Below are 22,993 nucleotides of genomic sequence, written 5' to 3' on the forward strand. Positions count from 1 at the left end.
GAGCCTGACCGATGGCAATGCCGCGCAAACTCAAATACATGAATGTCTTTCTGAACGGCTACAGCTATCAGGGCGTTGCAACGTCCGTCACGCTGCCAAAACTGACCCGTAAGCTCGAAAATTATCGCGGTGCGGGGATGAACGGCAGCGCACCGGTAGACCTCGGCCTTGATGACGATGCGCTGTCAATGGAGTGGTCGCTCGGGGGGTTCCCGGATTCGGTTATCTGGGAACTTTACGCTGCAACCAGTGTTGATGCCGTACCGATTCGTTTTGCTGGTTCTTACCAGCGCGACGATACCGGCGAAACGGTGGCCGTCGAAGTGGTCATGCGTGGGCGTCAGAAAGAAGTCGACACCGGAGAGGGTAAACAGGGAGAGGATACCGAATCGAAACTCCCGGTGATTTGTACTTATTTCAAGTTGACGATGGACGGTAAGGAGCTGGTCGAAATCGACACCATCAACATGATTGAGAAGGTGAACGGCGTCGACCGTCTGGAGCAACACCGCCGCAATATCGGCCTGTGATTTTCATCCGGTCAGCCAGGCTGACCGGTTAACCCCCGATTCAGAAGTGAGAAAACCATGAACAAAGAAAATGTGATTACCCTGGACAATCCGGTCAAGCGTGGTGAGCAGGTCATCGAACAGGTCACGCTGATGAAACCCAATGCCGGGACGCTGCGCGGTGTCAGTCTGGCTGCGGTCGCGAACTCCGAAGTCGATGCACTGATTAAGGTGCTGCCGCGCATGACGGCACCGATGCTGACCGAGCAGGAAGTTGCCGCGCTGGAACTGCCTGACCTTGTGGCGCTGGCCGGTAAGGTGGTCGGTTTTTTGTCGCCGAACTCGGTGCAGTGACGTTCCCGAAAAATCTCTCGGTCGATGACCTGATGGCGGATGTGGCAGTGATATTTCACTGGCCGCCATCAGAACTGTATCCCATGAGCCTGACCGAACTCATCACATGGCGCGAAAAGGCGCTCCGGCGAAGCGGAAACACGAATGAGTAACAATGTAAAATTACAGGTATTGCTCAGGGCTGTTGACCAGGCATCCCGCCCGTTTAAATCCATCCGCACAGCGAGCAAGTCGCTGTCGGGGGATATCCGGGAAACACAAAAATCACTGCGCGAGCTGAACGGTCAGGCATCCCGTATTGAGGGATTTCGCAAGACCAGCGCACAGCTCGCCGTGACTGGTCAGGAACTGAAAAAAGCCAGACAGGAAGCCGCAGCTCTGGCTGTCCAGTTTAAAAATACTGAACGACCGACAAATGCACAGGCAAAGGCAATGGAAGCCGCGCGTAAAAATGCGTCTGAGTTACAGGCGAAATATAACAGCCTGAGATTGTCGGTACAGCGCCAGCGTCAGGAATTGAGTCAGGCGGGTATTAATACCCGTAATCTGGCGCATGATGAACGAGGGCTGAAAAACCGTATCAGTGAAACCACCGCACAGCTTAACCGGCAGCGTGACGCGCTGGCGCGTGTCAGTGCACAACAGGCAAAACTTAATGCAGTAAAACAGCGTTATCAGGCCGGAAAGGAACTGGCCGGAAATATGGCCTCGGTGGGCGCTTCTGGTGTGGGGATTGCGGCGGCGGGAACGATGGCCGGAGTTAAGCTGCTGATGCCCGGTTATGAGTTTGCGCAGAAAAACTCAGAATTGCAGGCCGTGCTCGGTGTGGCAAAAGATTCCGCCGAAATGGCCGCGCTACGCAAACAGGCGCGCCAGCTCGGCGACAACACAGCCGCCTCGGCGGATGATGCGGCCGGTGCGCAGATTATCATTGCGAAAGCGGGTGGAGATGCTGCGGCTATTCAGGCGGCAACGCCGGTCACGCTGAATATGGCACTGGCGAATCAGCGGTCGATGGAAGAAAACGCGCAACTGTTGCTGGGGACTAAGGCATCCTTTCAACTGTCAAATGATGATGTCAGCCATGTGGGCGACGTGTTGTCGGCAACGATGAATAAGTCGGCGGCTGATTTTCAGGGACTCAGTGATGCACTGACTTACCTCGGTCCGGTTGCGAGGACGGCAGGTGTAAGTCTTGAGCAGGCAGCGGCCATGACAGGTGTGCTGCATGACAATAACATCAGGGGGTCAATGGCGGGTACGGGGAGTAGTGCCGTTGTCACCCGATTACAGGCTCCGACAGGGAAAGCATGGGAAGCACTAAAAGAGCTTGGCGTTAAAACCTCGGACAAAAAGGGAAATATGCGTCCGTTGTTCACCATTCTGAAAGAGATTCAGGTCAGCTTTGATAAACACAAGCTGGGAACGTCTCAGAAGGGGGAATACCTTAAAACCATTTTTGGTGAGGAAGCCCTGAAATCAGCGAACGTTTTACTGGCAGCGGCAGCAAGCGGAAAACTGGATACGCTGACCGCTACGCTGAAAGCCTCAGACGGGAAGACCGCAGAGCTGGTAAATATCATGCAGGATAACCTCGGCGGTGACTTTAAGGAGTTTCAGTCCGCTTATGAGGCGGTGGGGACTGACCTGTTTGACCAGCAGGAAGGCGCACTGCGTAAGCTCACTCAGACGGCCACGAAGTATGTGTTAAAACTCGACGGCTGGATCCAGAAAAACAAATCACTGGCGTCAACCATCGGCCTCATTGTCGGTGGCGCGCTGGCGCTTATTGGCATCATCGGTGCCATTGGTCTTGTAGCCTGGCCGGTTATCACCGGCATCAATGCCATCATCGCGGCAGCAGGCGCAATGGGGGCAATCTTCACGACGGTTGGCAGTGCTGTTATGACCGCCATCGGGGCGATTAGCTGGCCGGTTGTGGCCGTGGTGGCCGCCATTGTCGCCGGGGCGTTGCTTATCCGTAAATACTGGGAGCCTGTCAGCGCATTCTTTGGCGGTGTGGTGGAAGGGCTGAAAGCGGCATTTGCGCCAGTGGGGGAACTGTTCACGCCACTTAAACCGGTGTTTGACTGGCTGGGTGAAAAGTTACAGGCCGCGTGGCAGTGGTTTAAAAACCTGATTGCCCCGGTCAAAGCCACCCAGGACACCCTGAACCGTTGCCGTGACACGGGCGTCATGTTCGGGCAGGCACTGGCTGACGCGCTGATGCTGCCGCTTAATGCGTTCAACAAACTGCGCAGTGGTATTGACTGGGTACTGGAAAAACTCGGTGTTATCAACAAAGAGTCAGACACACTTGACCAGACCGCCGCCAGAACTCAAGCCGCCACGTATGGCAGCGGTGGTTATATTCCGGCGACCAGCTCTTATGCAGGTTATCAGGCTTATCAGCCGGTCACGGCACCGGCTGGCCGCTCTTATGTAGACCAGAGTAAAAACGAATATCACATCAGCCTGACGGGTGGTACTGCGCCGGGGACACAGCTTGACCGCCAGTTACAGGATGCGCTCGAAAAATACGAGCGGGATAAACGTGCGCGCGCCCGTGCCAGCATGATGCATGACGGTTAAGGAGGTGACGAAAAATGATGCTCGCGTTAGGTATGTTTGTTTTTATGCGCCAGACGCTGCCACACCAGACCATGCAGCGTGAATCAGATTATCGCTGGCCGTCAAATTCCCGTATCGGTAAACGGGATGCCTTTCAGTTTCTCGGTGTTGGCGAGGAAAACATCACGCTTGCCGGTGTGCTTTATCCCGAACTGACCGGCGGAAAGCTGACGATGACCACGCTCAGGCTGATGGCAGAGGAAGGCCGGGCGTGGCCGTTGCTGGATGGCACCGGCATGATTTACGGCATGTATGTCATCAGCAGGGTGAGTGAAACAGGGAGTATTTTCTTTGCAGACGGCACACCCCGGAAAATTGATTTTACGCTGTCGCTCACCCGCGTTGATGAATCACTGGCCGCGCTTTATGGCGATATCGGTAAACAGGCGGAATCGCTCATCGGTAAGGCTGGCAGTATGGCGACTAAATTCACGGGTATGACGGGGGCGGGATAATGCTGGATGCGCTGACATTTGATGCAGGCAGTACGCTGACGCCGGATTACATGCTGATGCTCGACAGCAGGGATATTACCGGCAATATCAGCGACCGTCTGATGAGCATGACCCTGACGGATAACCGGGGCTTTGAGGCTGACCAGCTTGATATTGAACTGAACGATGCCGACGGGCAGGTCGGGCTGCCGGTTCGTGGCGCTGTCCTGACGGTGTATATCGGCTGGAAAGGTTTTGCCCTGGTGTGCAAAGGGAAATTTACCGTTGATGAGGTTGAACACCGGGGCGCGCCGGATGTGGTCACCATCCGCGCCCGGAGTGCAGATTTTCGCGGGACGCTCAATTCCCGCCGTGAAGGCTCCTGGCATGACACCACGCTCGGTGCGATTGTTGAAGCGATAGCCTCCCGTAACAGGCTGGAAGCCAGTGTCGCTCCGCCACTGGCCGGAATTAAAATCCCGCACATTGACCAGTCGCAGGAGTCAGATGCGAAATTCCTGACCCGTCTTGCTGAACGCAACGGCGGTGAGGTGTCGGTAAAAATGGGAAAACTGTTGTTTCTCAAAGCGGGGCAGGGGGTGACGGCCAGCGGTAAAAAAATCCCGCAGGTCACCATAACCCGCAGCGACGGCGACCGCCATCATTTTGCGATTGCTGACCGTGGAGCCTATACCGGCGTAACGGCAAAGTGGTTACACACCAAAGACCCGAAGCCACAAAAGCAGAAGGTAAAACTGAAACGCAAAAAGAAAGAGAAACACCTGCGCGCACTGGAGCACCCGAAAGCGAAACCAGTCACGCAGAAGAAAGCGCCAAAAGTACCGGAAGCGCGCGAAGGTGAATACATGGCTGGTGAGGCTGACAACGTTTTTGCCCTGACCACGGTATATGCCACGAAAGCGCAGGCCATGCGCGCCGCTCAGGCGAAGTGGGATAAGCTGCAACGGGGCGTTGCGGAGTTCTCCATCAGTCTGGCTACCGGTCGGGCAGATATTTACACGGAAACGCCGGTCAAAGTGTCAGGCTTTAAGCGCGTCATAGACGAGCAGGACTGGACAATCACTAAGGTGACACATTTTCTGAATAATAGCGGCTTCACGACGTCCTTAGAGCTTGAGGTCAGGCTTTCTGATGTGGAGTACGAAACAGAAGGTGATGAGTGATGTGTTTTATTTATCTGTTTGTTTTATAAGGATAAATTAACTAAAATGGCACCGTCAACAAAACCGGAAGAGGTGCTCGCGATGTTTCATTGTCCTTTATGCCAGCATGCCGCACATGCGCGTACAAGCCGCTATATCACTGACACGACAAAAGAGCGTTATCACCAGTGTCAGAACGTGAATTGCAGCGCCACGTTCATCACCTATGAGTCGGTACAGCGATACATCGTGAAGCCGGGAGAAGTCCACGCCGTAAGGCCGCACCCGTTACCATCAGGACAGCAAATTATGTGGATGTGATCACAAAAATAGCCCCTCAGTTGAGGGGCTTATTTATGGTCGATGTGGACGCTATGTGGACAGTGCTTGATATAAATCCATTTATATCATCAGGTTAGGTGCTTTTTTGTGACACCATCCCTGTCTTCCCCCACATGATGTGGGGGTTTTTTTTATCCTCAATTTGCCTGTTGCTTAATGCATTGCAGATGATTTGCTTCCGTTATACTACCGTCAGTTGATAGCGGGAGTATTTATGAATCAATCTTATGGACGGCTGGTCAGCCGGGCGGCGATTGCTGCGACGGCGATGGCTTCGCTGCTATTGCTGATTAAAATTTTTGCATGGTGGTATACCGGTTCGGTGAGTATTCTCGCCGCGCTTGTCGACTCGTTGGTGGATATTGGTGCGTCACTGACCAATTTATTGGTGGTGCGTTATTCGTTGCAACCGGCGGATGACGAACATACTTTTGGTCATGGTAAAGCAGAATCCCTGGCTGCGTTGGCGCAAAGTATGTTTATCTCTGGTTCGGCGTTGTTTTTGTTTTTAACCGGGATCCAACATCTGATTTCACCGACGCCAATGAATGATCCTGGTGTCGGTATTATCGTCACAATTGTCGCGTTAGTTTGCACCATCGTTCTTGTCTCGTTTCAGCGTTGGGTGGTTCGCCGTACACAAAGTCAGGCGGTGCGTGCAGATATGCTCCATTATCAGTCTGATGTTATGATGAACGGCGCGATTTTGCTGGCACTTGCATTATCCTGGTACGGCTGGCATAGCGCAGATGCCCTGTTTGCTTTGGGTATTGGCATCTATATTTTATATAGTGCGTTACGCATGGGGTATGAGGCGGTACAGTCATTGCTGGATCGCGCGTTACCCGATGAGGAGCGGCAGGAAATTATTGATATCGTGACTTCCTGGCCGGGAGTAAGCGGCGCTCACGATCTTCGCACGCGGCAGTCAGGGCCGACTCGCTTTATTCAGATTCATTTGGAAATGGAAGACTCTCTGCCTCTGGTTCAGGCGCATATGGTGGCTGATCAGGTAGAGCAGGCTATTTTACGGCGTTTTCCAGGCTCGGATGTCATTATTCATCAGGACCCTTGTTCCGTCGTGCCCAGGGAAGGTAAACGGTTTGAGCTATCATAATGCTTGCGAAAAGAGAGCCAGACCCGCATTTTGTGTATAAATTACCGCCATTTGGCCTGACCTGAATCAATTCAGCAGGCAGTGGTTGTTATACTATCTGCATATTCGTTTGGTGTTCGATATGCAGAATCGACTTCCGGCAACAGATTTCATTTTGCATTCCAAAGTTCAGAGGTAGTCATGATTAAGAAAATCGGTGTGTTGACAAGTGGCGGTGATGCGCCTGGCATGAACGCAGCAATCCGTGGTGTCGTACGTGCGGCGCTGTCGGAAGGTCTGGAAGTCATGGGGATTTATGACGGCTATCTTGGCCTGTATGAAGACCGTATGGTTCAGCTTGACCGTTACAGTGTGTCTGACATGATCAACCGTGGTGGTACATTCCTCGGTTCTGCGCGCTTCCCTGAATTCCGCGACGAAAACATCCGCGCGGTGGCTATCGAAAACCTGAAAAAACGTGGCATCGATGCGCTGGTTGTTATCGGTGGTGACGGTTCCTACATGGGGGCAATGCGTCTGACCGAAATGGGTTTCCCATGCATTGGTCTGCCGGGCACCATCGACAACGATATCAAAGGTACTGACTACACCATCGGTTTCTTCACTGCACTGAGCACTGTTGTAGAAGCGATCGACCGTCTGCGTGATACATCTTCTTCTCACCAGCGTATTTCAGTGGTGGAAGTAATGGGTCGTTACTGTGGCGACCTGACTCTGGCTGCAGCAATCGCCGGTGGTTGTGAATTTGTTGTTGTACCGGAAGTCGAATTCAGCCGTGAAGATCTGGTAAACGAAATCAAAGCGGGTATTGCGAAAGGTAAGAAACACGCGATTGTGGCGATCACTGAACACATGTGCGATGTCGATGAACTGGCGCATTTCATCGAGAAAGAAACCGGTCGTGAAACTCGTGCAACCGTGCTGGGCCACATCCAGCGTGGTGGTTCTCCGGTGCCTTATGACCGTATTCTGGCTTCCCGTATGGGCGCATATGCGATTGATCTGCTGCTGGCAGGCTACGGTGGTCGTTGCGTAGGTATTCAGAACGAACAACTGGTTCACCATGACATCATCGACGCTATCGAAAACATGAAGCGTCCGTTCAAAGGTGATTGGCTGGACTGCGCGAAAAAACTGTATTAATGATATCGGGAAAAGGCAGATTTCTTTTGCCTGAAACCGATGACAAAAGCAAAAATGCCTGATGCGCTTCGTTTATCAGGCCTATATGAATTCTGCAATTTATTGAATTTGCAAATTTTTGTAGGCCGGATAAGGCGGTCACGCCGCATCCGGCATGAACAAGCGTACATTGTCAGCAATTTGAGGCGGATTCATTCCGCCTTTTTTACTCCCCCATATATACCCTCAGGTTATATCCAATCTTTTTTTATTCTTTAATGTTTGATTCACGTTCTGGCACGCTTTGCTTATCACAACACAACATAAGAGAACCGGGCGATGAACAAGTGGGGCGTAGGGTTTACATTTTTGCTGGCGGCGACCAGCGTTATGGCAAAGGATATTCAGCTTCTTAACGTTTCGTATGATCCTACGCGCGAGTTGTACGAACAATACAACAAAGCGTTCAGTGCCCACTGGAAGCAGCAAACGGGCGATAGCGTAGTGATTCGTCAGTCGCACGGCGGCTCAGGTAAACAGGCAACGTCGGTGATTAACGGCATAGATGCTGATGTAGTGACGCTGGCGCTGGCTTACGACGTGGATGCGATTGCTGAACGTGGTCGAATTGATAAAAACTGGATCAAACGTCTGCCGGATAACTCCGCGCCGTACACCTCCACCATTGTCTTCCTGGTGCGCAAGGGTAATCCGAAGCAAATCCATGACTGGAACGACCTGGTTAAGCCCGGTATTTCAGTGATCACGCCTAACCCGAAAAGCTCTGGTGGCGCACGCTGGAACTACCTGGCAGCGTGGGGATACGCGCTGCATCACAATAATAACGATCAAGCGAAAGCACAGGATTTCGTGCGGTCGTTGTATAAAAACGTTGAAGTTCTGGATTCCGGCGCGCGTGGCTCTACTAATACTTTCGTCGAACGTGGTATTGGTGATGTGCTGATAGCCTGGGAAAACGAAGCACTGCTGGCAACGAATGAATTGGGGAAAGATAAATTCGAAATCGTCACGCCGAGCGAGTCTATTCTCGCGGAACCGACGGTGTCGGTTGTCGATAAAGTGGCGGAGAAAAAAGGCACCAAAGAGATCGCAGAAGCCTACCTGAAATATCTCTATACCCCAGAAGGTCAGGAGATTGCAGCCAAAAACTATTACCGTCCGCGCGATCCGGAGATAGCGAAAAAATATGAAAACGCTTTTCCGAAGCTGAAATTGTTTACCATCGATGAAGAGTTTGGCGGCTGGACGAAGGCGCAAAAAGAGCATTTTTCTAACGGTGGTACGTTCGACCAAATCAGCAAACGTTAATTTTGTTGAAGGTAACCAGGCCCGGAGGCATCTTGCGACCGGGTTTTTTATTTGTCACGATTTTGCGTTACCCTTGCATCTCTTTGAGGTACAGGGAAAAAACGATGAAAAAAACGGTTATTTTCATTTTGGTGATGATAGTTATCGCCGTTGCTGCGGGTTTCGGCTACTGGAAATTTACCGGTGATTCGGAGGTATTACGTAAGATTGTCCTTGAGCAATGTTTGCCCAATCAGCAGCAAAACCAAAACCCTTCGCCATGTGTGGAGGTAAAACCTAATGCCGGGTATGTGGTTTTAAAAGACATTAACGGCCCACTGCAATATCTGTTGATGCCAACGTATCGTATTAACGGTACTGAAAGCCCTTTGTTGACCGATCCTTCAACGCCTAACTTCTTTTGGTTGGCCTGGCAGGCGCGTGATTTTATGAGCCAAAAATACGGTCAGCAGGTTCCCGATCGTGCGGTATCTCTGGCGATTAACTCCCGCACCGGGCGCACGCAAAATCATTTTCATATTCATATTTCTTGTATTCGTCCAGATGTACGCGAACAACTGGATAACAATCTGGCGAACATCAGTAGTCGTTGGTTGCCGCTGCCGGGCGGATTACAGGGGCATGAATACCTGGCGCGTCGGGTAACTGAAAGCGAATTAGTACAACGTAGTCCGTTTATGATGTTAGCGGAAGAAGTGCCTGGGGCACGGGAACATATGGGAAGTTACGGGCTGGCGATGGTACGACAGAGTGATAACTCGTTTGTATTGCTGGCGACGCAACGAAATCTCCTGACGCTGAATCGTGCTTCAGCCGAGGAAATTCAGGATCATCAGTGTGAGATTTTGCGTTAAGGCGAGTTAAGTGCCGGATGTGATATCCGGCACCTGTCAGACTTAAGCCTGTTTAGCGGCTTCTGCAGCTTTAACGATCACTGCGAAGGCGTCGGCTTTCAGAGAAGCACCGCCAACCAGTGCGCCGTCGATGTCCGGCTGAGCGAACAGTTCGGCGGCGTTAGAGGCGTTTACAGAACCGCCGTACTGGATGATCACTTGTTCAGCGATGTTAGCGTCAACTTTAGCGATGTGATCACGGATGAATTTGTGAACAGCCTGAGCCTGCGCTGGAGTTGCAGATTTGCCAGTACCGATTGCCCATACGGGTTCGTAAGCGATTACTGCACCTTCGAATGCAGCAGCACCCTGAGTTTTCAGCACCGCGTCGATCTGACGTGCGCACACTTCTTCAGTTTTGCCCGCTTCGTTTTCAGCTTCGGTTTCACCGATGCACAGAACCGGAGTCAGACCCTGCTCTTTCAGCACAGCGAATTTTTTCGCGATCAGTTCGTCAGACTCTTTGTGGTAAGTACGACGTTCAGAGTGACCGATGATGATGTACTGTGCGCCGATGTCTTTCAGCATAGCGGCAGAGGTTTCACCGGTGAATGCGCCGGACAGGTTCAGATCCACGTTCTGCGCGCCCAGCATGATGTGGCTGCCTTCAGCTTCACGCTTCGCCATATCGATGTACATTTCCGGTGGTGCGATTGCAACCGCACAGCCAGCAACACCTGCCAGCTCTTTACGCAGGTTAGAAACCAGCTCGTGAACCATGTGGCGGCTGCCGTTCAGTTTCCAGTTACCCATCACTAAAGGATGTCGCATTTTAATTCTCCACGCTTATAAGCGAATAAAGGAAGATGGCCGCCCCGCAGGGCAGCAGGTCTGTGAAACAGTATAGAGATTCATCGGCACAAAGGCTTTGCTTTTTGTCATTTATTCAACCCTTCAAGCGATTCAGATAGCGCCAGCTTAATCGGTTCAACAGCGAAGGTTAGCCCTTTTTCGCCGTTGTCCGCGACAACATAGCGCAATGCGCCTTCTGTCTCGGTGTAATAACGTTTGTTTTTCCCCGCAGTAAGGAGTGATTGCAGCTTTTTTTGGCTCTGTGTTTTGGTCATCAGCGGGGTAAGCGTGCGGATCATTGCCGCCATGTATTCCTGGGCTTTTGCTTTAGCGGCTTTTTGCTCTGGTCCCTGGATTGGTAGCCAGGTAATTTGAATACTTTTGATTTTTAAAGTGCCGCGCTCCAGCGCCGTAGAGGCATACAAGTTCTCGTTAATTTTACTGGCGGCGCGAGTCAGGTTGGCTTTGTCGGGGCTGCTGTCGATGGCGCGAAATTCGTTCAGTGGCAGATTGGGATTCTGGCTGTTAAAGTCTTCTCGAAACTGGCTGATGGAGAGATCGAAAGTGGGGGCACCAGCCAGCAGGTAGGGCGCTGTCGTTGCCGTGCCAGGCGATTGTGCGTGCACCGTTGCACTAACGGATAACACAACAGATAAGAGAAAAAACAGTGAACACCCTGACTTCATCGGCAGTACCTTTTGTTATGACTGGGTTCGATTAAAACGATATCTGTCGCCCTTGTCAAAAGGGTAGAATCCTGGAAAAGACAACCATCAAGGAACTTACATGACCATACAGCAATGGTTATTCTCGTTTAAAGGGCGTATTGGACGCCGTGATTTCTGGATTTGGATTGGCCTCTGGATCGTTGGGATGCTGGTGCTTTTCTCACTGGCAGGTAAAAAATTACTCGATATCCAGACCGCCGCGTTTTGCCTTGTGTGCCTGTTATGGCCGACAGCGGCAGTGACGGTGAAACGGCTGCACGATCGCGGCCGTTCTGGCGCATGGGCATTTTTGATGATTGTAGCGTGGATGCTTCTGGCGGGTAACTGGGCGATTTTACCGGGCGTCTGGCAATGGGCGGTAGGGCGTTTTATTCCGACGTTGATTCTGGTGATGATGCTTATTGATCTTGGCGCATTTGTCGGCACGCAAAGCGCAAATAAATACGGAAAAGACACCCAGGACGTAAAGTATAAGTCCGAGAATAAATCAAGCCATTAGTCCTTAATATATCTCTTATTGCTATTTTTATCCGGGATCGTTATTTCCACGTTGCAAATGACGATGCCCGGAAAATCTTCTTCATTTCCTCATCTTAAGCAATATCAAAAAAAATGGTAATCCATAAGATCATTACTTGTTTGTTCTTCTCTTAACGGCGCATTATTCTTAAGTGGCAATCGACAGAGAGGCGAATATACAGAGGTGCCCTATGAAAGATGTCGTAGATAAATGCAGTACTAAAGGATGTGCGATTGATATCGGTACGGTTATTGATAACGATAACTGTACCAGCAAACTTTCGCGCTTTTTTGCCACCCGCGAAGAAGCAGAGTCCTTTATGACTAAACTGAAAGAGCTTGCTGCTGCCGCATCCTCTGCGGATGAAGGGGCCAGCGTGGCTTATAAGATTAAAGATCTGGAGGGGCAGGTTGAGCTTGATGCGGCCTTCACCTTCTCATGCCAGGCCGAGATGATTATTTTTGAGTTATCACTGCGTTCACTTGGTTAATGGAGTTAAACATGGCTTATAAACACATTGGCGTGGCAATTTCCGGGAATGAAGAAGATGCCTTACTGGTGAACAAAGCCCTGGATCTCGCCAGACATAACGATGCCCACCTGACGTTAATTCATATCGATGATGGCTTAAGCGAGTTGTATCCGGGTATCTACTTTCCGGCAACAGAAGATATTCTTCAACTGTTGAAAGATAAGTCGGATAACAAACTGTATAAACTGACGAAAAATATTCAGTGGCCGAAGACGAAACTGTGCATTGAGCGCGGAGAAATGCCAGAAACACTGCTGGAAATTATGCAAAAAGAGCAGTGCGACCTCCTTGTCTGTGGTCATCACCACTCGTTTATCAACCGTTTGATGCCAGCATATCGCGGAATGATCAATAAGTTGAATGCGGATCTACTCATCGTGCCGTTTATCGATAAGTAACCGCTTACCAGTAATGCTCCGCTGTCATGTGGCCCGGTCGACGACGTAAATGTTTCGTCATCTGCCGGGTCTCTTTCAGCAGTTGCTGCGTATCACGCACCATCTGCGGATTGCCACACAGCATCACATGGCTGGTCTCTTTGTTCATTGGCAGGCCAACCGCATTTTCCAGTTCACCACTTTCAATCAACGCCGGTATCCGGCCGGTAAGTGAACCCGCTACCGTTTCCCGGCTGACCACCGTCTGAATGCGCAGTTTTCCCTCGTAGCGTTTTTCCAGTTCCTGCATAAGAGGCAAATAGCTTAAGTCGGCGGCATAACGTGCGGCGTGAACCAGTACCAGATTTTTGAAGCGATCTAAATCTTTGCCCAATTGTAGAATCGATAAATAGGGGCCAATCGCCGTACCGGTCGCCAGCATCCAAAGTGTTTCGCAATCCGGCACTTCATCCAGCACAAAGAACCCTGCCGCCTCGCTAACGACCTGCACTTCGTCACCCGGTTTTAGCGCCGCCAGTCGCGGGCTTAATTTGCCATCGGGGACGGTGACCAGATAAAACTCCAGATCGGGATTGTCGGGCGAGTTCACATAGGAGTAGGCACGCTGAACGCGTTCGCCATCAATTTCAAGGCCAAGTTTGGTGAATTGCCCGGCGGTAAACGGAAGCACGGGAGCGTGAACGGTGAGACTAAACAGGGCGTCGGTCCAGTTCTGCACTTTAGTGACTTTGCCTGTTACCCAATCAGCCATGTTTCTCTCCTGTTTTGATTGACTTGCCTTATCTTCGTTCTCCGAACAAAAAAATTCCAGTCCCGAAGGACTGGAAGGCTCAATCGATCAAATCGATCAGAGAATATGCACCTGCATTTCTGGGTCTTTACGATCCAGATAATGAATCGACTGAATGCGACGAATGGTACGTGACTTACCACGGATCAGCAGCGTTTCAGTGGTGGCAATATTGCCTTTGCGGCTAATCCCTTCCAGCAGATCGCCTTTGGTGATGCCGGTGGCAGAGAAGATGACGTTATCGCTACGCGCCATATCGCCCAGACGCAGCACTTTACCGGCTTCAATACCCATTGCTTTGCAGCGTGCCAGTTCCTGTTCGCCAATGCGGCGATTTTCCAGGTTATCACCTTTGACATCATGGCGTGCCAGCAGACGGCCGTTCATATCGCCATCTAATGCACGGATCACCGCCGCAGAAACCACACCTTCTGGCGCACCGCCAATGCCGTACAGCACATCAACTTCGCTATCCGGCATACAGGTAAGAATGGAGGCGGCGACGTCGCCATCCGGAATAGCAAACACGCGCACGCCGAGTTGTTGCATTTCTGCGATAACCGCGTCGTGGCGTGGTTTCGCCAGAATCGTTACCGTCAGTTCGCTTAACGGTTTGCCGAGTGCCGTTGCAACATTGCGCAGGTTATCCGCCAGCGGCAGATTCAGGTCGATGACGCCTTTGGCACCAGGTCCGACGATCAACTTCTCCATATACATATCCGGTGCATTGAGGAAGCAGCCTTTATCGCCTACAGCCAGCACTGCCAGCGCGTTAGCCTGGCCCATCGCTGTCATTCGCGTACCTTCAAGCGGATCCACAGCAATATCCACCGCATCACCGCGACCAGTACCGACTTTTTCACCAATGTAGAGCATCGGCGCTTCGTCGATTTCACCTTCACCAATGACGATGGTGCCGTCAATGTTGACCTGGTTGAGCATGATACGCATGGCATTTACTGCCGCACCGTCAGCGGTATTTTTATCGCCGCGTCCTAACCATTTGTAGCCAGCCAGCGCCGCAGATTCAGTGACGCGGGAAAATTCGATGGCAAGTTCTCGTCTCATAGCAAACTCTAAGCAGTAAGGAATGGCGCGAAGTGTAGCACAGGGGAGGGGGCGGATTATTGATGTGTGCGGGGATTGCCCCCGCACGGAGCCATAGTCTGCGACATGCCGGATGCGGCGTGAACGCCTTATCCGGCCTACACAAAATGGCATCGGTTCGTAGGCCTGATAAGACGCGTCAGCGTCGCATCAGGCAATCAGCATCAGGCAATCGGTCAGATGCCTGACATTACTCCTCGTGTTCTTCCCACGCCATCGCACGTTTAACCGCTTTTTTCCAGCCTGCGTAACGGTAATTACGCTCGGTAGTTTCGATGCCTGGACGGAACTCGCGTTCAATCACCGCTTTCTCTTGCAGTTCGTCGAGATTTTGCCAGAAGCCAACCGCCAGACCGGCGAGATACGCCGCACCTAAGGCGGTAACTTCGCGAACTTCCGGACGCTCAACGCGAGTGCCAAGAATGTCCGACTGGAACTGCATCAGGAAGTTATTCGCCACCGCGCCGCCGTCCACGCGCAGGGCGTGCAGGCGAATACCAGAGTCAGCCTGCATTGCTTCCAGCACATCGCGCGTCTGATAGGCAATGGATTCCAGTGTCGCGCGGATAATGTGATTAGCGTTCACGCCACGAGTCAAACCGAAAATCGCCCCGCGTGCATACGGATCCCAGTACGGTGCGCCCAAGCCGGTAAAGGCCGGAACGACATATACACCGTTGGTGTTTTGTACTTTGGTCGCAAAATATTCGGAATCGTCGGCGTCGCTAATCAACTTCATTTCATCACGCAGCCACTGAATGGATGCCCCCGCCATAAACACCGCACCTTCCAGCGCATAGTTCACTTCCCCGCCTGGGCCACAGGCGATGGTGGTCAGCAGGCCGTTTTCTGATTTCACCGCTTTATCGCCGGTGTTCATCAGCATAAAGCAGCCGGTGCCGTAGGTATTCTTCGCCATCCCTTCTTTCACGCACAACTGACCGAATAGCGCCGCCTGCTGATCACCCGCGATCCCAGCGATCGGAATACGAGTGCCGCCTTTGCCGCCAATGTTGGTCTGGCCGTACACTTCAGAAGAGCGACGCACTTCTGGCAGCATCTCGCGCGGGATATCCAGCGCGTCGAGCATTTTGTCGTCCCAGTCCAGAGTATGGATGTTGAATAACATGGTACGGGATGCGTTGGTGTAATCGGTCACGTGAACGCGGCCCTGAGTCATTTTCCAGATAAGCCAGGTATCAACCGTACCGAACAGCAACTCGCCACGACGTGCACGCTCGCGAGAGCCTTCCACATGGTCAAGGATCCACTTCACTTTGGTGCCGGAGAAGTATGGGTCAATGACCAGACCGGTGTTATTACGAATGTACTCTTCCATGCCATCGCGCTTGAGATGCTCGCAGATCTCGGCGGTACGACGGCACTGCCAGACGATGGCGTTATAGATCGGTTTGCCGGTTTCTTTTTCCCAGACGATAGTGGTTTCACGCTGGTTAGTAATACCAATAGCTGCAATTTGATCGGAACTGATATCGGCTTTCGCCAGCACTTCCACCAGCGTGGAGCTTTGGGTGGCCCAGATTTCCATTGGGTCGTGTTCTACCCAGCCTGGTTTTGGGTAGATTTGCTCAAATTCGCGCTGTGAGACGCTAATGATATTGGCATCGTGATCCATCACGACTGCGCGGGAGCTGGTTGTGCCCTGGTCGAGTGCAACGATATATTTTTTTTCAGTCATGTTTAATTGTCCCGTAGTCACATTACAGTGAAGCTTTTTGTTCTGAAGGAGTTGTGATCTCCTTTTCTTCCACAACACAGATATCGCAAGGCAAATGGCGGCCAATCAGTTTGCGGTAGGCAAATGCACCTACAATCGCACCGACGATAGGGCCAAAAAGCGGCACCAGGAAGTAAGGAATGTCTCTGCCGCCGGTAAAGGCGACATTGCCCCAGCCCGCCAGCCAGGCAAAGGCTTTCGGACCGATGTCACGCGCTGGGTTCATGGCAAAGCCCGTCAATGGACCCATAGATGCGCCAATAACCGCAATCAGTAGACCAATCAGCAAGGGAGCCAAAGGGCCGCGTGGTACACCGTTGCCATCGTCCGTTAACGCCAGGATCAGCCCCATCAGAATAGCGGTAATCACCATCTCAACTGCGAAAGCCTGCACAAAATTGATATGAGGATTAGGGTAAGTAGAGAAAGTGCCTGCCAGATCAACACTTTCAACGCTGCCGCGAACAATGTGATGAGTCTGCTCGAAGTCGAAAAATAAATTGTAGTAAAGCCCGTAAACTAAAGCCGCAGCACAGAAAGCGCCGGCAACTTGTGAAACGATAAAAGGAATAACTTTGCGCTTGTCGAAACAGGCAAACAGCCACAATGCAATGGTAACAGCGGGATTAAGATGCGCGCCGGAAACCCCTGCGGTCAGGTAGATGGCCATTGCCACCCCCAGTCCCCAAATGACACTGATTTCCCACTGACCAAAAGACGCACCAGCGACTTTTAGTGCTGCAACGCAACCCACACCGAAAAAAATCAACAACCCGGTACCGAGGAATTCAGCAATGCACTGGCCTTTCAAGGTTGATGTTTGACTCATAATCGGATCCTGAAGAGTTAATGTTTGTTGTATGCGTGAAAGTCACGGACCTCCACGATGCTTGTAGGCATGCTGTAAACTTATCGTTAACGAGCAAAAACGAGAAATATCGAACTTAAAATGTGTGTGCTTCGTCATAAAATGAGCGTTATCGCGCCATTTATTCCATCTGATTGTACATGATGCATGTTTGTTAGATCATTCGCGCAACAAATTTATTAACATTTTCGATTGGTGTGGATTATGTCACCAGGAGAAGGATGAAAAGTGTGGCAAACCGTAATCTGCAAGGCGTGCCGCTGGACAGCGATGGCGCGGCTTCATACAATCGGAGCTAACTAAAGTGCGCTCGTATTTATTAAGGCGTCACCGGTAATCGGGACGAGGATTTTTTATCCATCAACGCCTTGCAATTCAGGAGAGGTATGACAATGTCATTAGAAGTGTTTGAGAAACTGGAAGCAAAAGTACAGCAGGCGATTGATACCATCACTCTGTTGCAGATGGAAATCGAAGAGCTGAAAGAAAAAAACAACTCACTGTCGCAGGAAGTTCAAAATGCCCAGCATCAGCGCGAAGAGCTGGAGCGTGAGAACAACCATCTGAAAGAACAGCAGAACGGCTGGCAGGAACGTCTGCAGGCCCTGCTGGGTCGCATGGAAGAGGTTTAATCTCTTCCACGCAGAGGCGCCGCAAGGCGCCTTATTTTTTACTTCACTGTATTTTTAGCAGACAACATAATCTCCATCGCCTGTTGGCGATATTTATCTGCCGTATCTGGCTCCATTAATGCAATGATCCCCACAGCCCTGGGGGTGTCTTCAAGATAAACACTGATGGTTCTTTTCTGCTGACCATCAAAATTTATCAACACATCCTGATACTTACAGGTGAAATGTTTGGCATTACAATCATGAAACTGGAAGGTTTCTTCATTGTATTGATCCTTGAGATTGTCTCGCTGCATCTTCTTTAACTCTTCCAGCGAGTCATCGGCGCTACGTCCTGCGGGCAGGCGGAAAGCAGAAATAAAGACGCTATTATCTTCACTTCTTATATCAATGGTTTTATCAGTACTAATAGAAACCGTATTCCAGTGTCGGTTTGGGACAGTCACGGAAATAGCTGCCTTCTCAAACGTATAGTGCCACGGGGTGAACAGACGAAACGTATTGCCGACGTTGGATAAAAGCAGGACTCCCAATACCCAACAGCACCCGCGAGTAAAACTGGCGAAGTTACGCGTTTTTTTAGTGAATGTGCACAGAATACCTGACACAAGCACGGGAAGTAATAACGGCCCAAGAAGTACTGAACCGATATACTCGCCAACCATCCCAGGATCTCCAGTAAGCAAGTTACTGTGCTGAAGATGACTAAGAAAAACAGTTATTATCCATAGTATTAATAAGATAACGTATCTCATATCAATCCATTATTATTAACATGCACATCAGATCATTGACGAGCAGAAAGCATCATTTTCATTACTTCTTCTTGATATTCGTCCAAATAATCTGGGTCGATAGCTGCGACCAGTTGTATCAAATTAGTGTTATCCAGTAGAGTCATGAAAATAGCATGTCTTACTTTGCCATCACTCATTGTTTGCACTCCTTCCTGATAAGCGCAGGCAAATCCCTGAACATCACAAACATGCATTTCTGCAGTTCCGTTTTGAGTCGCGGTAAGTTCCTCGATTGAATGCACACCGAGTTCATTTTGTGAGAAGGCAACAATAGCTAAAATAGCATGGGCATCCCGGGTCACCAGGGTTGGTCCTTGTTTTACTATATTGGCAACCCACTGTTTGCTCGGAACCGTGACGGTGATACCTGGCTCCGGGAAAGTATAATCCCATATGCTGTGTCGTTCCCACACCGTATAGCTGCTATAGATAAGAAATAATCCCATTAACCAACAAGTGCCGCGAATAAAGCTGCGGCTGCTTCTTTTTTTTATCGTTATACAGATGATTGTGGCGATAATAAATGATAAGGCAAGTGGGTTAAAAAATACGTTAGCAAAATATAAAATCATTTCACCCGCGTTGCCAGATAAAGGAAATTTGTAGCGGAAATGGTTAACGGCTATAAGTAATAAATATATAAATAAAAGAATAATATTCTGCATGAATACGTCCATGTATAAAAAAGGGGAATTTAATTCCCCTTTTAACGCATGGCAGATACTTATTCAATATCCAGCGGATCTTCTGAAAGAATAATCCCGGTATTGTCGGCATAGAGATGGTCACCGGAGAAGAAGGTGACGCCGCCAAAATTGACGCGGACATCGCTTTCACCAATGCCTTCGCCAGTGGCACCGACCGGAATTGCGGCCATCGCCTGGATGCCGATATCCAGCTCTTCCAGATCATCTACCTGGCGCACTGCACCATAAATGACCAGGCCTTCCCATTCATTTTGTACCGCCAGACGCGCCAGTTCAGCATCGACCAGTGCGCGACGAACAGAACCACCGCCATCGACGACAAGAACACGACCACGGCCATTCTGTTCGAGCAGATCGTACAGCAACCCGTTGTCCTCGAAACATTTTACCGTGATGATTTGTCCGCCAAACGACGCCCGTCCACCAAAGTTGGAGAACAGCGGTTCCACGACGTTGACATCTTCTTGATAGATGTCACAAAGCTCGGAAGTATCGTATTTCATAGGCTTAACATTCAGTTGCTGCGAGAATTTTCAGTATATCGCGCTATGTGGGTTGTTGGCAAAATCATCAATTGTTAATTGATATTTGTCAGTTATGCTGCCCACTGGCTTAGGAATATCCCCAAAACAAACAGCAGGTTAGTCAGTAATGCCCCTTTAACAGTGCGTTCCAGCATCGGACGCATCGCCATCGGGTCCATTTCACGCATCACATAACGGGTTTGTTTCACTAACAACGGTGCCGCCAGCAGGAACAGCCAACCCCACAGGCTGTGCAGCGAAAAGAGATTAAACAGTGCCAGGCACACCAGTGACCCCATCAGCAGACAGGCATGGTAACGGCGTGCGTTCACTTCACCTAAGCGTACAGCCAGCGTGTTCTTGCCATTCTCGCGGTCGCTATTGATATCACGCAGATTATTAATGTTCAGTACCGCAGTAGCCAGCAGGCCACATGCTGTAGCCGGAAGGATCAACGCCGGAATCAGGGTATGCGCCTGCAAATACCAGCTCCCCATCACGCTTAACCAACCAAAGAACACCAGTACGGAAATATCGCCAAGGCCAATATAACCATAAGGACGATTGCCCACGGTGTAGGTGATAGCGGCAATGATCGACAACCCGCCAAGAATCAGGAAACCGACAAAATCGGCCAGCGTATGGCACGCCACTGCAACCAGTGCCAGCCCGGAGAGACAGATGAGCACGACGGTAATAATGAGCGCCCGTTTCATCTCTTGCTGGGTAATGACCCCTTTTTGCATCCCGCGTAGTGGTCCGATACGGTCAGGTTTGTCGCTGCCTTTAACTGCATCACCGTAATCATTGGCGAGGTTAGAGAGGATCTGTAACAGCCCGGCAGTAATCAGTGCCAGCAGAGCGACCAGCGGATCGAAGTGACCTTGCCACCATGCCAGCGCCGTCCCGACGATAATTGCAGCAAAGGCGAGGGGGAGGGTTTTAGGTCGTAAACTTTCCAGCCACGCCTGAGTTCGGCTAATTTGTTGTTCAGTCATAATACGCGCCAATAAAAATGGGGCCTTTCAGCCCCATCAAACAATGATGAAAATGATTGAACGCGATTATAGGATAAAACGGCTCAGATCTTCATCTGCCACCAACGCATCCAGATGTTTGCTCACATAATCTGCGTCAATGATGATAGTTTGACCGCTTAAATCGCTGGCGTCGTAGGAGATCTCCTCCATCAAACGCTCCAGAACGGTATGTAAACGACGTGCACCGATGTTTTCGGTAGATTCGTTCACCTGCCATGCGGCTTCCGCGATGCGCTTAATACCGGAGTCGGTGAACTCAATGTTTACGCCTTCAGTCGCCATCAGTGCTTTGTACTGCACGGTGATAGAGGCATTCGGTTCGGTCAGAATACGCTCGAAGTCGCTGGTGGTCAGTGCCTGCAGCTCAACGCGGATCGGCAGACGACCTTGCAGTTCCGGGATCAGGTCAGACGGTTTAGCAATCTGGAACGCACCAGAAGCGATAAACAGAATGTGGTCAGTTTTGACCATCCCGTGTTTAGTGGAAACGGTGCAACCTTCTACCAGTGGTAGCAGGTCGCGCTGAACGCCTTCACGAGAAACATCCGGACCGGAAGATTCGCCGCGCTTACAGATTTTGTCGATTTCGTCGATAAACACGATCCCGTGTTGTTCAACGGCATCGATAGCGTCTTGCTTCAGCTCTTCCGGGTTCACCAGTTTCGCCGCTTCTTCTTCAATCAGCAGCTTCATGGCGTCTTTGATTTTCAGCTTACGCGCTTTTTGCTTCTGACCACCCAGGTTCTGGAACATAGACTGCAACTGGCTGGTCATCTCTTCCATTCCCGGAGGTGCCATAATTTCAACACCCATCGGTGCTGCGGCAAGATCGATCTCGATTTCTTTGTCATCGAGCTGGCCTTCACGCAGTTTTTTGCGGAATGCCTGACGTGCTGCAGACGGTTCCTGCTGCTGTTCGGTCTGTCCCCAGTTGTTTTTGGCCGGAGGGATTAGCACGTCGAGAATGCGCTCTTCTGCCAGTTCTTCAGCGCGATAACGGTTTTTCTCGATAGCCTGGACGCGTACCATTTTCACGGCGGCATCGGTCAGATCGCGAATAATAGAATCCACTTCCTTACCGACATAGCCCACTTCGGTGAATTTGGTGGCTTCAACTTTGATGAACGGCGCATTCGCCAGCTTCGCCAGACGACGGGCGATTTCAGTTTTACCGACGCCGGTCGGGCCGATCATCAGGATGTTTTTTGGGGTCACTTCATGGCGCAGCTCTTCGTTGAGCTGCATGCGACGCCAGCGGTTACGCAGTGCAATCGCCACAGAACGCTTAGCGTTATCCTGGCCGATGATGTGCTTATCCAGTTCGCTGACGATTTCGCGTGGGGTCATTTCAGACATGGGAGATCCTTACGCTTTGTAGCTTAATTCTTCGATGGTGTGGAAATGGTTGGTATAGATGCAAATGTCGCCTGCAATATCCAACGCCTTTTCAGCAATTTCACGGGCGCTAAGTTCAGTGTTTTCTAACAGCGCGCGCGCCGCCGCTTGGGCGTAAGGGCCGCCGGAACCGATAGCAATAAGATCGTTTTCTGGCTGCACAACGTCACCGTTACCGGTGATGATAAGCGATGCAGTTTCGTCCGCGACCGCCAGCAGTGCTTCAAGTTTGCGCAACATGCGATCGGTACGCCAGTCTTTTGCCAGTTCAACGGCAGCTTTAACCAGATGGCCCTGATGCATTTCCAGCTTACGTTCAAACAGTTCGAACAGCGTAAAAGCATCCGCAGTACCGCCCGCAAAGCCCGCGATGACTTTGTCGTTGTACAGACGGCGGACCTTTTTCACGTTGCCTTTCATTACGGTATTGCCCAACGTGGCCTGGCCATCACCAGCGATGACCACATGGCCGTTACGGCGTACGCTTACTATAGTTGTCACGAGCTGACCCCTTGGTTACGAATACAGAGT

General features: G+C 50.9%; 27 protein-coding genes. 15 read left to right on the forward strand and 12 right to left on the reverse strand.

Going from position 1 to position 22,993, the window contains the following annotated elements:
- Positions 1–11 precede the first annotated feature (11 nt).
- From C0K55_RS13820 to cdh, 11 genes are all read left to right on the forward strand, one after another.
- The gene (locus tag C0K55_RS13820) at positions 12–530 is read left to right on the forward strand and encodes a phage major tail tube protein (RefSeq protein WP_105266112.1); all 519 of its coding nucleotides are present in this window, start codon (positions 12–14) and stop codon (positions 528–530) included.
- 57 nt (positions 531–587) lie between these two features.
- Positions 588–863: a phage tail assembly protein gene (locus C0K55_RS13825; protein WP_001031303.1), complete on the forward strand. Its 276-nt coding sequence runs from the start codon at positions 588–590 to the stop codon at positions 861–863.
- The gene (locus C0K55_RS13830) at positions 860–1,015 is read left to right on the forward strand and encodes a GpE family phage tail protein (protein ID WP_000143830.1); all 156 of its coding nucleotides are present in this window, start codon (positions 860–862) and stop codon (positions 1,013–1,015) included. Before C0K55_RS13825 ends, C0K55_RS13830 begins: the two co-directional genes overlap by 4 nt.
- The gene (locus tag C0K55_RS13835; protein WP_105266111.1) at positions 1,008–3,455 is read left to right on the forward strand and encodes a phage tail tape measure protein; all 2,448 of its coding nucleotides are present in this window, start codon (positions 1,008–1,010) and stop codon (positions 3,453–3,455) included. The genes C0K55_RS13830 and C0K55_RS13835 overlap by 8 nt, the downstream gene beginning before the upstream one ends.
- Positions 3,456–3,469: 14 nt before the next feature.
- Positions 3,470–3,949: a phage tail protein gene (locus tag C0K55_RS13840; RefSeq protein WP_000978896.1), complete on the forward strand. Its 480-nt coding sequence runs from the start codon at positions 3,470–3,472 to the stop codon at positions 3,947–3,949.
- A complete protein-coding gene (locus tag C0K55_RS13845; RefSeq protein ID WP_105266110.1) occupies positions 3,949–5,112 on the forward strand; it encodes a phage late control D family protein in 1,164 nt (387 codons plus the stop codon). Before C0K55_RS13840 ends, C0K55_RS13845 begins: the two co-directional genes overlap by 1 nt.
- 81 nt (positions 5,113–5,193) lie before the next feature.
- Entirely contained in the window at positions 5,194–5,412 is a 219-nt protein-coding gene (ogrK, locus tag C0K55_RS13850) for a prophage transcriptional regulator OgrK (RefSeq protein WP_000468308.1), read from the forward strand.
- 235 nt (positions 5,413–5,647) lie between these two features.
- Complete coding sequence (gene fieF / locus C0K55_RS13855) at positions 5,648–6,550, forward strand: CDF family cation-efflux transporter FieF (protein WP_001076732.1); 903 nt, start codon at positions 5,648–5,650, stop codon at positions 6,548–6,550.
- Between the two features lie 180 nt (positions 6,551–6,730).
- On the forward strand, positions 6,731–7,693 hold the full coding sequence (pfkA, locus tag C0K55_RS13860; protein ID WP_001517511.1) for a 6-phosphofructokinase: 963 nt from the start codon (positions 6,731–6,733) through the stop codon (positions 7,691–7,693).
- A gap of 318 nt (positions 7,694–8,011) precedes the next feature.
- Complete coding sequence (gene sbp / locus C0K55_RS13865) at positions 8,012–9,001, forward strand: sulfate/thiosulfate ABC transporter substrate-binding protein Sbp (protein ID WP_001045669.1); 990 nt, start codon at positions 8,012–8,014, stop codon at positions 8,999–9,001.
- Positions 9,002–9,105: 104 nt separating this feature from the next.
- Positions 9,106–9,855: a CDP-diacylglycerol diphosphatase gene (gene cdh / locus C0K55_RS13870; protein ID WP_038355004.1), complete on the forward strand. Its 750-nt coding sequence runs from the start codon at positions 9,106–9,108 to the stop codon at positions 9,853–9,855.
- A 42-nt stretch (positions 9,856–9,897) separates the two neighbouring features.
- Here the strand turns inward: cdh and tpiA are convergent, their stop codons facing one another.
- Positions 9,898–10,665 carry a triose-phosphate isomerase gene (tpiA, locus tag C0K55_RS13875; RefSeq protein WP_001216325.1) on the reverse strand — a complete coding sequence of 256 codons (768 nt, stop codon included), beginning with the start codon at positions 10,663–10,665 and terminating at the stop codon, positions 9,898–9,900.
- 107 nt (positions 10,666–10,772) lie between these two features.
- The gene (locus C0K55_RS13880) at positions 10,773–11,372 is read right to left on the reverse strand and encodes a YiiQ family protein (protein ID WP_000834907.1); all 600 of its coding nucleotides are present in this window, start codon (positions 11,370–11,372) and stop codon (positions 10,773–10,775) included.
- A 100-nt stretch (positions 11,373–11,472) separates the two neighbouring features.
- Here C0K55_RS13880 and C0K55_RS13885 point away from each other — a divergent pair, with 100 nt between their 5' ends.
- From C0K55_RS13885 to uspD, 3 genes are all read left to right on the forward strand, one after another.
- Entirely contained in the window at positions 11,473–11,913 is a 441-nt protein-coding gene (locus C0K55_RS13885) for a DUF805 domain-containing protein (protein WP_000155271.1), read from the forward strand.
- A gap of 211 nt (positions 11,914–12,124) precedes the next feature.
- The gene (locus tag C0K55_RS13890; protein WP_000655993.1) at positions 12,125–12,424 is read left to right on the forward strand and encodes a DUF406 domain-containing protein; all 300 of its coding nucleotides are present in this window, start codon (positions 12,125–12,127) and stop codon (positions 12,422–12,424) included.
- A gap of 11 nt (positions 12,425–12,435) precedes the next feature.
- Positions 12,436–12,864 carry a universal stress protein UspD gene (gene uspD / locus C0K55_RS13895; RefSeq protein ID WP_016249374.1) on the forward strand — a complete coding sequence of 143 codons (429 nt, stop codon included), beginning with the start codon at positions 12,436–12,438 and terminating at the stop codon, positions 12,862–12,864.
- 4 nt (positions 12,865–12,868) lie between these two features.
- Here uspD and fpr read toward each other — a convergent pair whose 3' ends face one another.
- The 4 genes from fpr to glpF form a co-directional block, all read right to left on the reverse strand.
- Entirely contained in the window at positions 12,869–13,615 is a 747-nt protein-coding gene (gene fpr, locus C0K55_RS13900; protein WP_000796325.1) for a ferredoxin--NADP(+) reductase, read from the reverse strand.
- Between the two features lie 96 nt (positions 13,616–13,711).
- Positions 13,712–14,722: a class II fructose-bisphosphatase gene (glpX, locus tag C0K55_RS13905; RefSeq protein WP_105266109.1), complete on the reverse strand. Its 1,011-nt coding sequence runs from the start codon at positions 14,720–14,722 to the stop codon at positions 13,712–13,714.
- Positions 14,723–14,951: 229 nt separating this feature from the next.
- On the reverse strand, positions 14,952–16,460 hold the full coding sequence (glpK, locus tag C0K55_RS13910; protein WP_001517514.1) for a glycerol kinase GlpK: 1,509 nt from the start codon (positions 16,458–16,460) through the stop codon (positions 14,952–14,954).
- Positions 16,461–16,482: 22 nt separating this feature from the next.
- The gene (gene glpF / locus C0K55_RS13915) at positions 16,483–17,328 is read right to left on the reverse strand and encodes a glycerol uptake facilitator protein GlpF (RefSeq protein WP_038355001.1); all 846 of its coding nucleotides are present in this window, start codon (positions 17,326–17,328) and stop codon (positions 16,483–16,485) included.
- Between the two features lie 425 nt (positions 17,329–17,753).
- On the opposite strand from glpF, the gene zapB reads away from it, so the two are divergent.
- The gene (gene zapB, locus C0K55_RS13920; RefSeq protein WP_001296623.1) at positions 17,754–17,999 is read left to right on the forward strand and encodes a septal ring assembly protein ZapB; all 246 of its coding nucleotides are present in this window, start codon (positions 17,754–17,756) and stop codon (positions 17,997–17,999) included.
- 38 nt (positions 18,000–18,037) lie between these two features.
- Here the strand turns inward: zapB and C0K55_RS13925 are convergent, their stop codons facing one another.
- From C0K55_RS13925 to hslV, 6 genes are all read right to left on the reverse strand, one after another.
- On the reverse strand, positions 18,038–18,664 hold the full coding sequence (locus C0K55_RS13925) for a hypothetical protein (RefSeq protein ID WP_000232687.1): 627 nt from the start codon (positions 18,662–18,664) through the stop codon (positions 18,038–18,040).
- 122 nt (positions 18,665–18,786) lie between these two features.
- Positions 18,787–19,461, reverse strand: coding sequence for a hypothetical protein (locus C0K55_RS13930; RefSeq protein WP_105266125.1), 675 nt, complete (start codon positions 19,459–19,461; stop codon positions 18,787–18,789).
- Positions 19,462–19,520: 59 nt separating this feature from the next.
- On the reverse strand, positions 19,521–20,006 hold the full coding sequence (gene rraA / locus C0K55_RS13935; protein ID WP_016249372.1) for a ribonuclease E activity regulator RraA: 486 nt from the start codon (positions 20,004–20,006) through the stop codon (positions 19,521–19,523).
- A 92-nt stretch (positions 20,007–20,098) separates the two neighbouring features.
- Positions 20,099–21,025 (reverse strand): 1,4-dihydroxy-2-naphthoate polyprenyltransferase, encoded by a 927-nt coding sequence (menA, locus tag C0K55_RS13940; protein WP_016249371.1) that lies wholly within the window; start codon positions 21,023–21,025, stop codon positions 20,099–20,101.
- Positions 21,026–21,091: 66 nt separating this feature from the next.
- A complete protein-coding gene (hslU, locus tag C0K55_RS13945; protein ID WP_001293343.1) occupies positions 21,092–22,423 on the reverse strand; it encodes an HslU--HslV peptidase ATPase subunit in 1,332 nt (443 codons plus the stop codon).
- 9 nt (positions 22,424–22,432) lie between these two features.
- The gene (hslV, locus tag C0K55_RS13950) at positions 22,433–22,963 is read right to left on the reverse strand and encodes an ATP-dependent protease subunit HslV (RefSeq protein ID WP_000208242.1); all 531 of its coding nucleotides are present in this window, start codon (positions 22,961–22,963) and stop codon (positions 22,433–22,435) included.
- Positions 22,964–22,993 lie beyond the last annotated feature (30 nt).

It is taken from the genome of Escherichia sp. MOD1-EC6098 (assembly GCF_002965865.1).
Lineage (GTDB): Bacteria > Pseudomonadota > Gammaproteobacteria > Enterobacterales > Enterobacteriaceae > Escherichia > Escherichia marmotae.

What these genes read in the sequence shown, in the direction of transcription:
- C0K55_RS13820 (WP_105266112.1), top strand. Translation starts at nt 12, where the DNA reads ATGGCAATGCCGCGCAAACTCAAATACATGAATGTCTTTCTGAACGGC.
- C0K55_RS13825 (WP_001031303.1), top strand. Translation starts at nt 588, where the DNA reads ATGAACAAAGAAAATGTGATTACCCTGGACAATCCGGTCAAGCGTGGT.
- C0K55_RS13835 (WP_105266111.1), top strand. Translation starts at nt 1,008, where the DNA reads ATGAGTAACAATGTAAAATTACAGGTATTGCTCAGGGCTGTTGACCAG.
- C0K55_RS13840 (WP_000978896.1), top strand. Translation starts at nt 3,470, where the DNA reads ATGATGCTCGCGTTAGGTATGTTTGTTTTTATGCGCCAGACGCTGCCA.
- C0K55_RS13845 (WP_105266110.1), top strand. Translation starts at nt 3,949, where the DNA reads ATGCTGGATGCGCTGACATTTGATGCAGGCAGTACGCTGACGCCGGAT.
- ogrK (WP_000468308.1), top strand. Translation starts at nt 5,194, where the DNA reads ATGTTTCATTGTCCTTTATGCCAGCATGCCGCACATGCGCGTACAAGC.
- fieF (WP_001076732.1), top strand. Translation starts at nt 5,648, where the DNA reads ATGAATCAATCTTATGGACGGCTGGTCAGCCGGGCGGCGATTGCTGCG.
- pfkA (WP_001517511.1), top strand. Translation starts at nt 6,731, where the DNA reads ATGATTAAGAAAATCGGTGTGTTGACAAGTGGCGGTGATGCGCCTGGC.
- sbp (WP_001045669.1), top strand. Translation starts at nt 8,012, where the DNA reads ATGAACAAGTGGGGCGTAGGGTTTACATTTTTGCTGGCGGCGACCAGC.
- cdh (WP_038355004.1), top strand. Translation starts at nt 9,106, where the DNA reads ATGAAAAAAACGGTTATTTTCATTTTGGTGATGATAGTTATCGCCGTT.
- tpiA (WP_001216325.1), bottom strand. Translation starts at nt 10,665, where the DNA reads ATGCGACATCCTTTAGTGATGGGTAACTGGAAACTGAACGGCAGCCGC.
- C0K55_RS13880 (WP_000834907.1), bottom strand. Translation starts at nt 11,372, where the DNA reads ATGAAGTCAGGGTGTTCACTGTTTTTTCTCTTATCTGTTGTGTTATCC.
- C0K55_RS13885 (WP_000155271.1), top strand. Translation starts at nt 11,473, where the DNA reads ATGACCATACAGCAATGGTTATTCTCGTTTAAAGGGCGTATTGGACGC.
- C0K55_RS13890 (WP_000655993.1), top strand. Translation starts at nt 12,125, where the DNA reads ATGAAAGATGTCGTAGATAAATGCAGTACTAAAGGATGTGCGATTGAT.
- uspD (WP_016249374.1), top strand. Translation starts at nt 12,436, where the DNA reads ATGGCTTATAAACACATTGGCGTGGCAATTTCCGGGAATGAAGAAGAT.
- fpr (WP_000796325.1), bottom strand. Translation starts at nt 13,615, where the DNA reads ATGGCTGATTGGGTAACAGGCAAAGTCACTAAAGTGCAGAACTGGACC.
- glpX (WP_105266109.1), bottom strand. Translation starts at nt 14,722, where the DNA reads ATGAGACGAGAACTTGCCATCGAATTTTCCCGCGTCACTGAATCTGCG.
- glpK (WP_001517514.1), bottom strand. Translation starts at nt 16,460, where the DNA reads ATGACTGAAAAAAAATATATCGTTGCACTCGACCAGGGCACAACCAGC.
- glpF (WP_038355001.1), bottom strand. Translation starts at nt 17,328, where the DNA reads ATGAGTCAAACATCAACCTTGAAAGGCCAGTGCATTGCTGAATTCCTC.
- zapB (WP_001296623.1), top strand. Translation starts at nt 17,754, where the DNA reads ATGACAATGTCATTAGAAGTGTTTGAGAAACTGGAAGCAAAAGTACAG.
- C0K55_RS13925 (WP_000232687.1), bottom strand. Translation starts at nt 18,664, where the DNA reads ATGGTTGGCGAGTATATCGGTTCAGTACTTCTTGGGCCGTTATTACTT.
- C0K55_RS13930 (WP_105266125.1), bottom strand. Translation starts at nt 19,461, where the DNA reads ATGCAGAATATTATTCTTTTATTTATATATTTATTACTTATAGCCGTT.
- rraA (WP_016249372.1), bottom strand. Translation starts at nt 20,006, where the DNA reads ATGAAATACGATACTTCCGAGCTTTGTGACATCTATCAAGAAGATGTC.
- menA (WP_016249371.1), bottom strand. Translation starts at nt 21,025, where the DNA reads ATGACTGAACAACAAATTAGCCGAACTCAGGCGTGGCTGGAAAGTTTA.
- hslU (WP_001293343.1), bottom strand. Translation starts at nt 22,423, where the DNA reads ATGTCTGAAATGACCCCACGCGAAATCGTCAGCGAACTGGATAAGCAC.